The following is a 9437-nucleotide window of genomic DNA, read 5'->3' as shown; positions in this document are numbered from 1 at the left end:
GCTCGGTACGGTGCGCTTCGAGGACTGGCTGGCCGGGCTTCGCAAGTGAGGCCGCCAACTTAACGATCAACCAAACACATCTAAACTCTTCCGGATCAGGTCACTGACGGGGAGCTCGCTGCCCGCTGCCTGGATCGCATCCCGACGCGAGGATTCCTTCATGAGTAAACCTGTCTTGCGCGGCGCTTCGTGGCACCAGCCAGTTGCGCCTGAGGTGCGTCCCGACACGCCGGCGTTCGCCGAACCGCGCCCTGCCGATGTGGAGATGGCACGCGTGCTCGGGACCACGCCATTTATCATGGCTTTAGACCCTTCCGGAGGCGGGATCGCGCATTGGAAACATGGGCCTCTACACGAGGTCGTCGAGCCCATGAGCCATCACGTCATTATGACTTACAACGGCTCGATGCAGCGCATGGAGCGGCGGTCGGGAAGATCGGTTGCGGTCGGTACGTTTCGCCCAGGGGTCGTGACGATCATTCCGGAGCGATCAAGTTCTCGATGGGACATTCCAAAACCTGTCGATGTCGTTCAGCTCTATCTTCCTCACACGACGCTCAAGCGCGTTGCCGACGAAGCCGATATCGCCAAACCAATCGATCTCCTGGAGCGAACGGCTCATCCAGACCCGGTTACATCCCGATTACTTCTGAGCACCGCGGATGTTCTGGGAGGCAATGAGGCCCTTGATACGCTATTCAGGCATCAGCTGACAGACCTCCTGGCGACGCGCATCCTTGCTGCGCACACCGGCTCGCCAGGCGCGTTCCAGCCGATCATGGGTGGGCTTTCGCCGAAGGTCCTGCATCGTGCCATCGAACGCTTGCGCACGGACAGCGATGCCGACGTCTCTCTCGCCGCGCTGGCTTCAGATGCAGGACTGTCGCGCTTCCACTTTTGCCGCTCCTTCAAGGAGAGCACCGGACTATCGCCTCATGCCTGGCTGCGCCAACACCGGCTCGAGCAGGCCATGAACATGCTGCGCGACACGGACGCATCGATCGTCTCGGTGGCCGCGGCACTTGGTTATGCCTCTCAGACCGCCTTTGCTGCGGCGTTCAGGCGGTTGACCGGCGAGACGCCAAGCGATTGGCGACGGTGCAGGCGGTAGCAGCAATCGCTCTCGAAACATCTCAATCGCTCTGGGGCGCCGGCTCATCTGCTTAGGTAAGTGATCATCGCACCCACGCCAACGAAATGGAGACGAAGAATGGCCTGGAACAATCCTGCCAGCCGGCTTGCAAACACCTCGCGGCGAAAAATACTTGCGACCAGCTTCATGTCCGCGATGTCGCTGACCGTTCGCTCGACTTCGGCCGCTGGCAAAGAAACAATGATATTCGCCGATCCGGCTCTAACGGGCGATCCCTCGACGTCTGTGACGACGGAAGACGGTGTGCATATCTTCTACAAGGACTGGGGTCCGAAGTCTGCGCAGGTGATCTTCTTTCATCACGGCTGGCCGTTGAGTTCCGACGACTGGGAGAGCCAGATGCTCTTCTTCGTCGAAAAGGGTTATCGTGTGGTGGCCCATGATCGCCGTGGTCACGGCCGCTCGAGCCACGTCAGCGATGGCCACGACATGGACCACTACGCAGACGACGCGGCGACGGTCGTCGAGCATCTCAGCCTTCGCAACGCTATTCATGTCGGCCATTCCACTGGGGGTGGCGAGGCCGCGCGCTATGTTGCGCGATACGGCGAGGATCGCGCGGCAAAGCTGGTCTTGATCGGCGCCGTGCCACCGCTGATGTTGAAAACGGACGCCAATCCAAATGGCTTGCCCATCGCAGTGTTCGATAGCCTACGCAGGCAGCTCGCCGCCAACAGATCGCAGTTCTATCTCGATTTCGCGGGCGGCCCGTTCTATGGCTACAACCGCCCCGGTGCGGAAGTGTCACAGGGTGTGATCTGGAATTGGTGGCGGCAAGCCATGACGGGCAGCGCCAAGGCCCACTACGACTGCATCAAGGCATTCTCGGAGACTGATTTCAGCGAAGATCTCAAGAAAATCGCTGTGCCGACGCTCGTCCTGCACGGCGATGACGATCAGATCGTGCCTGTCGCCGACTCCGCGCCTCTGGCGGCGAAGCTGCTGAAAAATAGCATGCTTAAAATCTACGAGAGGCTGCCGCACGGCATGTGCACGACCCATGCCGACCTCGTCAACGCCGAGTTGCTCTCGTTCATCGCGGCCTAGCGTCTTCCGGTTCTCTTGCGTCGGAAAAGCTCAACAGGAGTAGATCACATGCGACTTGTCATCATAGGCGCCGGCTTCGCCGGCATGTATGCCGCCGCCCGCCTACGCGACATCAATGGCGCTTCACCTGAAGAACTCGAAATCGCGCTTGTCGCGCCAGAGCCGGCGCTGGTTGTTCGCCCACGACTATACGAGCCGAAGCCGGAGACCCTGACTGCGCCTCTAGTGGACGTCCTCAAAGCTATTGATGTCGTCTACGTGCAAGGCAGCGCAGAGACAGTCAACACCAAATCTCGCATGGTGGAAATCTTCAGTGCAAAAGGTGCGAAGAAGAACCTCTCCTACGATCGGCTGGTCAGCACAATTGCTCCCGACATGGGCGCAGGTCCCCGGCTCCTCATCGAGGACGCGCTGAACAAACTCGGCGTGGAAACTCGACTCGGCGCGGGCGTCGCTGCGCTCGACAAGTCCGGTGTCACGCTCTCCGACGGCGAACGCATCGAAGCCGAGACGGTGATCTGGGCCGCGGGCATTCGCGCTGCGCCGTTGACTGCGCAGATTCCGGCCGAGCGCGACAATTTCGGCCGGCTACTGGTTGACCGCGACTTGCGGGTGCCGGGGGTAGCGGGCGTTTTCGCTACCGGCGATGCCGCTCGTGCGGCATGCGACGATCTCGGCAATTATGCGCCGATGTCGTGCCAGCACGCCACGCGGATGGGCGCCTTTGCCGGCCACAATGCCGCCGCCGAGCTGTTGGGCGTTCCGGCCAAACCTTACCACCAGAAGGCCTACGTCACCTGTCTCGATCTTGGCGAAGCCGGCGCGCTGTTCATGCGCGGTTGGAAGCGCAAAGTGGAGATGGTCGGCGACGTCGCCAAGAAGACGAAGCAAGAGATCAACACCGTCTGGATCTATCGGCCGCGCGCCGAGCGCGCCGCTGCGCTGGCGTCGGCCGATCCGGAGCGTGTCACCGATCTCTGAACACCCCACCAGCGTTGACCGCGCTTCCCGCTCGGGAAGGTAGTCCAGCCAGGATCGAGCACCAGGATCGAACGCAGGAGTTTTCGCAGATGAATGAGATGATCCACAGCACGCAGCAGGAGACAGACATGAGCCTAGATATTGCCGCGCACACCGTTAGATCGAAACCTGACGAATTGGTTCCTTCGCGTTACGCGCTGAAGGTCGGCGAGATTGACGTGCTGGTGGTCAGCGACGGGGTACTGCCGCTGCCCACCAAGATGTTAGGACACAACGCCGACCCGGCCATCCGGGCGGCTTGGCTGAATGACATGTTCCTGCCGCCGGACGCGTTCGACTGGGCGCTGAACGCGGTCGTTGTGCGTAGCGGCGGTCGGACCATCCTCATCGACGCCGGACTAGGGGGCGACCCGGACTTGCACTTGCCGCGGGCCGGCCAGTTGATCAAGCGTCTCGACGCCGCAGGCGTGGATCTTGCGTCCGTGACTGACGTGGTGCTGACCCACATGCACATGGATCACATCGGCGGGCTGCTCGTCGACGGGGTGAAGGACCGGCTGCGCCCGGACCTGCTGATCCACGTGGCGGCCGCCGAGGTTAAATTCTGGGAGTCGCCCGATTTCTCCCACACCGCCATGCCGGCAGGATTTCCGGACGCCCTTCGGTCGGCCGCCAAGCGGTTCACGAAAGAATACCACAACCACTTGCGGCGATTCGATGAGGAGCACGAGGTGGCGCCAGGCGTTATCGTCCGCCGCATCGGTGGCCACACGCCCGGCCACAGTGTGGTCCGCCTGACGTCCGGCGACGATGCGCTGACCTTCGCCGGGGACGCCGTATTTGCGGTCGGGTTTGAACACCCCGACTGGCACAACGGCTTCGAACACGATCCCGAAGAGGCAGCTCGCGTACGGGTGCAACTTTTACGGAAACTTGCCGAGACCGGCGAGATGCTGGTGGCTACTCATATGCCGTTCCCGTCCGTCGGCCGGGTCGCGGTTGGTGGCGATGCCTTCCGCTTTGTACCGGTTTTCTGGGACTACTGACCGCGTGTTGGATTGGAGCCGTACCGGGGCGCGTGCTCGCGGCGTGGGCAAGCGCACGCCTTGGTTCAAACCTCGCAAACGCCGGGCCGCCGAAAGCCAAAGCGTATTGCACCAACCAACACACCAACTCCCAATTCAACCAGAGGCATGGCCGCACTCCGGCCGAACACGAGAATCGAACATGACGAATGAAAAGGTCGTCGTCATCACGGGCGGCAGTTCAGGTATCGGACGGGCAGCGGCGCTGCGCTTCGCCAAACAGGGTTACCGAGTGCTCATCACCGGCCGCCGTGCGGGCCTGATCGAAGAAACCGCGTCTCAACATGCAAATATCGCGGGGACGATGGCGGACGCGGCCTCCGCCGAAGATGCCAAGCGAACGATCGCCAAGGCAATTGATGAATGGGGCCGGCTCGATGCGCTCGTCAATAATGCGGCCGCCGGCGCGATCCTTTCGCTGGCCGATGCACCCGCCGATAGCATCACGGATATTTCCTCAGTCAATATACTCGGTCCGAGTCTGCTCGCGTCGGCCGCGCTTCCTCATCTCAAGGCCACTCGCGGCACCATCGTCAACGTCTCCAGCACGTTTGGGCATAAACCGGCCGCCGGACTGTCTCACTACGCAGCCAGCAAGGCCGCCGTGGAGCATTTGACGCGCTGCTGGGCGCTGGAGTTGGCGCCATTCGGCGTCCGGGTGAACGCGGTGGCTCCAGGTCCGACGGAAACAAGCGCACTGACCGGCATGATGGGATTGTCGGCCGAACAGGCCGCGGTGGTCGAAAGACAGGAACGGGCAAGCATACCGCTCGGCCGGCGCGGCGTTCCCGACGAAATCGCCGAATGGATCGTGCAGCTTGCAGGTCCCGCGTCAGCGTGGATGACGGGCCAAGTGATCGCGATCGATGGCGGCTTGGGACTGGCTTGATTGCTATTCACGCTAGACTTACCAAACAAGTCGACCGTTAATGGGCCGCTCGATGGCGGCGCAAAGTGAAGTTCCACGAAACCGAGCGGGTGATCGATTGACTGGTGGGCCCGGCAGGACTCGAACCTGCAACCAGACCGTTATGAGCGGCCGGCTCTAACCATTGAGCTACAGGCCCCGCCGCAAGCCGGGGGCCTGGCGGTGCCGGCACCGTTTACAGGGCAGGGCGCGATCCGGCAATGCCGCCGTACGGCTTGGGTGCGGCTCGAGCGCACTTGGGTTAATCCACCGATACGCCGGCGAATTCGACCACCTTGCGCCATTTTTCGGTTTCATCCGCGATCAGCCTGCCGAATTCGGCCGGCGTCATCGGCTTCGGGATGCCGCCGACGGCTGCGAGGCGCGCGACCAGCTTGGGATCCTTCAGCGCCTCGCCGACCGCCTTGTTCAGGGCAACGACGACGTCCGGTGGCGTCCCCTTGGGTGCTGAGATGCCGTAGAAGCCGACCGATTCGAATCCCGGCACGGTCTCTGCGATCGCGGGCACGTCGGGTACCCCAGGCCAGCGCTGGGGCGAGGTGACGCCGAGCGCGCGCACGGTGCCGGCGCGCGACTGTTCCAGCGCCGAGGGCAGATTGTCGAAGATCAACTGCACCTTGTTGGAAATGATGTCGGGAAAAGCGATTGCCGAGCCTCGATAGGGCACGTGCAGCATGTCGCATTTGGTCATCGCCTTGAACAGTTCCGCCGACATGTGCACCGAGGTGCCGTTGCCCGACGAGGCATAGGAGATCTTGCCCGGGTTGGCCTTGCAGTAGTCGATGAACTCCTGAACGGTCTTCACCGGCATGGCGTTGGAGACCACCAGCATGTTGGTCAGTTGCATGATGCTTGCCACTGGTGCGGTATCGCGGATGAAATCGTAGGTGAGATGCTTGTAGAGCGAGGTCGAGATCGCGTTGTTGGGCGCGACGAACAACAGCGTATAGCCGTCCGGCGGCGAATTGATCGCGGTGGCGGCGGCGATATTGCCGCCGGAGCCGGCGCGATTTTCCACCACGAACTGCTGGCCGAAATGCTCCGACAGCCACTGGCTCATGATGCGCGCCACGATGTCGACCGGGCCGCCGGCGGCGAACCCGATCAGCCAGCGCACCGGATGGTCCGGATAGCTGCCGGCCGAGGCGGGAATCGGTTTCCCGGCCAGCGCGGTTAGCGAGACGAGGCCGAAAAGAGCCGCACGCAGCAACCCAACCATGATGGGATCCCCCCTGTCATCTTATTGTCTTTGCCGTCAGCCCATGCTTCCACAAATCGGGGAGCTTGCCTATCGGCGCAACCTCGTCACCGAAGATCGAGGGCGACGAATCATTCCTGGGCGGGTGAAGCACCAACCCGCAATCTCGGGAGTCCGGGTCTGGTCCTTCGGACCATCCCGGAACGACCGCTACGCAGTCATTGCTTCACCAGCGAACACGCCGGATCAGGGGGCCCGAATGCGGCGTCACCGGGAATTGTCGCCAGGATCTTGTAGTAGTCCCATGGATATCTGCTTTCTTCCGGCGACTTGACCTGGACCAGCATCAGATCGTGCACCATCAGATTGTCCTGGCGCAGCCTGCCGTTGCGGGCAAAGAAATCCTCGATCGGCGTCTCACGCATCTTCGCCGCGACCTTGAGCGGGTCGTCGGTGCCGATCGCCTTGATCGCCTCGAGATAGTGCATGACGGACGAATAGACGCCGGCCTGCCACATCGTCGGCATCCGGTTCATCTTGGCGAAATAGCGTTTCGACCATTCGCGGGTCTTGTCGTCCATGTCCCAGTAGAACGACGTGGTCAGCAACAGGCCCTGCGCCGCCTGCAGGCCGAGCGAATGGATGTCGGTGATCAGCGCGAGCAGCGCCGCCATCTGCTGGCCGCCCTTGAACACGCCGAACTCCGAACCGGTCTTGATCTCGTTCATGTTGTTCGGCGGACCGGCGGCGATGCCGATGATCTTGGCCTTCGAGGCCTGTGCCTGCAGCACGAAGGATGAGAGGTCGGGGGTTGCCAGGGGGGTGCGGACCGAGCCGAGCACCTTGCCGCCATTGGCGGTGATGACGGCGGAGGCGTCCCGCTCCAGCGAGTGGCCGAACGCGTAGTCATCGGTGATGAAGAACCAGGTGTCGCCGCCCCGCTTGACCACCGCCTGCGCGGTGCCGACCGCCAGCGCATGGGTATCGAATACCCACTGCATGGCGTAGGGCGAACAGAATTTGCCGTGGAAATCGGCGGTGCCGGTCGAATGCGTGATGAACAGCCGGTGCTTTTCGTTGGCGACGTTCTGCACTGCAAGGCCGACGGCCGAGACCGGTACGTCGACGATCAGGTCGACCTGCTCGGTGTCATACCAGCGCCGCGCGATGGCCGCGCCGATATCAGGCTTGAGCTGATGATCGCCGACCACCACGGTGATCGGCTTGCCCGCAACCGTGCCGCCGAAATCATCGACCGCCATTTGCGCCGCCGTTACCGAACCCTGCCCGGTCGGGGTCGAAGCTGGTCCGTTCATGTCGGTGAGAACGCCGATCTTGACCACATCGTCGGAGATCTGCGCTGCCGCCACCGCCGATGTGAGCATCGCCGCCGCGAATGCGGCGAGCATGGAGATGGTTCTCGCTGACATCAAATCTGTCCCTCCCGCTTTATGTATCAAGTGCTCAGGCTGCGCATCGGCGTTGCCCCGACGTCGTCAGGCAAGTATTTGTGCAGTCAATTCGCAGGATCAGTCAATCAGGCCGCAAACCGGACGCGGCCGGCCGGTGCCGCATCGTAACCGGTCAGCTCCACGGCGCGCTGCTTCAGCCGCTTGTCGCCGAGAAAGCCGATCAGGGCCTGTAGGGCGGGGCGGAAGTAGCTGCGCTGGCGGGTCAGGAGGTCGAAATTTTCCCACAATAGCGGGACGAAATCGAGTCCGGCCGTGCTTGCCGCGGCGCGCGTTGCGATGCCGCAATCGGCGCGTCCTGCGCGCACGGCGGCGGCGAGGTCTGGGCCGGTGAGACAGGGCGGCTCCAGCCGGTGTAACTCCTTCGCGCCGGCGCCCATGCGCCTCAGCAGTGTTTCCAGCAGCAATTGGCCGCCGGCACCGGGCTGCCTGATTGCCATTTTCGCGCCGCACGCAAGCACGTCGGCCAGACTCCGCAGATTTCTGGGATTGTCCGGCGCAAGCAGAAGCCCCTGTTCACGCCGCGCCACGCCGATCAGGACGGCATCATGCAGGCCCGGCATGGCGCGGACGGTTGCGATATTGGCGTCGGCAAGCGTATTGGGGAGATCGTAGTCGCCATGAAAATGAATCGCGGTCGCGATCACCTCGCCGCGCTGGAGGCGTGCGACGCCGCGCGTGGTGCCTTCGCTGAGCGACGCCAGCCCGGAGCCGGATTCGCGCAAGCTCCATTCCAGCAAATCGTCCTGGCTGCCGCCCACGACCGGCGGTGGATTTGCGGCGATCATGCCGGGCGGCCGGGTCAGCCCCGAAAGCACCCACAGATCCAGCTCATGGCGCGGAAACAACCACTTGCCCGTGACCTTGCTGCAGGGGATAGCGCCGGCTGTCACCAGCTCATAAAGCTTGCGTTCACCAAGCCGGAGATAGTCGGCAGCCTCGCTGGTGGTCAGGAATTCCATGCTGCGTTCATATGCACATTTCTGTTCCTGTTCAACCAATTGGCGAGAATCGGAATATTTCCGGAAGAGGGCATATTGGTCCGTGAAGACGGAGCTCGGTCATCTTCGCCGACCGGTTGATTGCGCCCGGAAGGGCATGCCGTATTGCCGCCGGCGTGATCGGCGGTCGGCGGCTATTGCTTTCCTGATGCCGGGGCGGGGCACCTGAAGGGAGCGGCCGTCGACGGAGATGCGCGCTGAGCCTCAGCTAGGCCCCATCCAGGGCCGCCAATCGGTCTGCCTCCGCGATGTCCTCGACCGTGTTGGCATTGAAGAACGGATCGAGCGGCGCCGTCGGCCAGGTCACGGTGGCAAGCTTGTAGCGCGCGGTAAAGCGGTCGATCTTCCTGATGTCTTCCACGACCAGCGCGTGGCGCAGCTCCTCGCGCAGCGCGACGCGCCACAAGCCGATCACCGGATGCGATTGGCCGTCGGAGGCCGCGACCGCGAGTTCGGCGTTGGCCTCGGCACGGGCCCGTTGCAGCCGCGCAACGAGATCGCGCGGCAGGAACGGACAATCCGCCGCCGCGCTCAGCATCCACTGAACCTCGGGCCGGTTGGCCGCGGTCCAGTCC

The 9437-nt window shown here is 62.9% G+C and carries 9 protein-coding genes and 1 tRNA gene; 5 read left to right on the top strand and 5 right to left on the bottom strand.

What is annotated here, in order from left to right:
* Positions 1–160 precede the first annotated feature (160 nt).
* The 5 genes from WCB02_RS12480 to WCB02_RS12460 all read left to right on the top strand — a co-directional run bounded on the left by WCB02_RS12480 (position 161) and on the right by WCB02_RS12460 (position 5155).
* Complete coding sequence (locus WCB02_RS12480; RefSeq protein WP_423958528.1) at positions 161–1111, top strand: helix-turn-helix transcriptional regulator; 951 nt, start codon at positions 161–163, stop codon at positions 1109–1111.
* 222 nt (positions 1112–1333) lie between these two features.
* A complete protein-coding gene (locus WCB02_RS12475; RefSeq protein ID WP_423958529.1) occupies positions 1334–2200 on the top strand; it encodes an alpha/beta fold hydrolase in 867 nt (288 codons plus the stop codon).
* 48 nt (positions 2201–2248) lie between these two features.
* Complete coding sequence (locus WCB02_RS12470; RefSeq protein ID WP_423958527.1) at positions 2249–3181, top strand: NAD(P)/FAD-dependent oxidoreductase; 933 nt, start codon at positions 2249–2251, stop codon at positions 3179–3181.
* 89 nt (positions 3182–3270) lie between these two features.
* Entirely contained in the window at positions 3271–4227 is a 957-nt protein-coding gene (locus WCB02_RS12465) for an MBL fold metallo-hydrolase (RefSeq protein WP_423958526.1), read from the top strand.
* A gap of 43 nt (positions 4228–4270) precedes the next feature.
* On the top strand, positions 4271–5155 hold the full coding sequence (locus WCB02_RS12460; protein ID WP_423958525.1) for an SDR family NAD(P)-dependent oxidoreductase: 885 nt from the start codon (positions 4271–4273) through the stop codon (positions 5153–5155).
* Positions 5156–5257: 102 nt separating this feature from the next.
* Here WCB02_RS12460 and WCB02_RS12455 read toward each other — a convergent pair.
* The 5 genes from WCB02_RS12455 to WCB02_RS12435 all read right to left on the bottom strand — a co-directional run.
* Positions 5258–5333: transfer RNA gene (locus tag WCB02_RS12455), tRNA-Ile, on the bottom strand.
* A gap of 102 nt (positions 5334–5435) precedes the next feature.
* Positions 5436–6413 carry a Bug family tripartite tricarboxylate transporter substrate binding protein gene (locus tag WCB02_RS12450; RefSeq protein WP_423958524.1) on the bottom strand — a complete coding sequence of 326 codons (978 nt, stop codon included), beginning with the start codon at positions 6411–6413 and terminating at the stop codon, positions 5436–5438.
* Between the two features lie 197 nt (positions 6414–6610).
* Positions 6611–7822, bottom strand: a complete 1212-nt coding sequence (locus tag WCB02_RS12445; protein ID WP_423958523.1) for an ABC transporter substrate-binding protein — start codon at positions 7820–7822, stop codon at positions 6611–6613.
* Positions 7823–7929: 107 nt separating this feature from the next.
* Positions 7930–8823, bottom strand: a complete 894-nt coding sequence (locus WCB02_RS12440; RefSeq protein ID WP_423958522.1) for a substrate-binding domain-containing protein — start codon at positions 8821–8823, stop codon at positions 7930–7932.
* Positions 8824–9070: 247 nt separating this feature from the next.
* On the bottom strand, positions 9071–9437 hold a 367-nt coding region (locus WCB02_RS12435), incomplete at its 5' end, for an NTP transferase domain-containing protein (RefSeq protein ID WP_423958521.1).

Source organism: Bradyrhizobium sp., from assembly GCF_049581145.1.
GTDB lineage: Bacteria > Pseudomonadota > Alphaproteobacteria > Rhizobiales > Xanthobacteraceae > Bradyrhizobium.
Note: the sequence above shows the minus strand (reverse complement) of the source record. Positions and strands in the feature narration are given on the sequence as shown.